Raw genomic sequence first — 227 nt, 5'->3', positions numbered from 1 at the left:
ACAGTGGCACCAGCGGTGGATACAGTAAAAGTAACAAACAATAAGGCTGGAGATGCGGATACAATTACAGTAAGTGGGATTGCCGAAGGTGATCTTGTTCGCGTATATGATGCATCAACAGAAGGAAAAGAGTTAGGAAAAGCAACAGTAGCGAAAGATGCGAAGGAAGCAACAATCACAGGAAAAGATTTACTAGTATCAACAGGGGGTACAGTATACGTAACAGT

At 42.3% G+C, this 227-nt stretch carries 1 pseudogene; it reads left to right on the top strand.

The annotated features are described in order from the left end of the window. Nucleotides 1-15: 15 nt before the first annotated feature. Nucleotides 16-227: pseudogene (locus H6481_RS28560) on the top strand (IMP dehydrogenase); the annotation flags it as partial.

The sequence above is a fragment of the Bacillus sp. ME78 genome (genome assembly GCF_903970865.1).
Lineage (GTDB): Bacteria > Bacillota > Bacilli > Bacillales > Bacillaceae_G > Bacillus_A > Bacillus_A cereus.
Note: the sequence above shows the minus strand (reverse complement) of the source record. Positions and strands in the feature narration are given on the sequence as shown.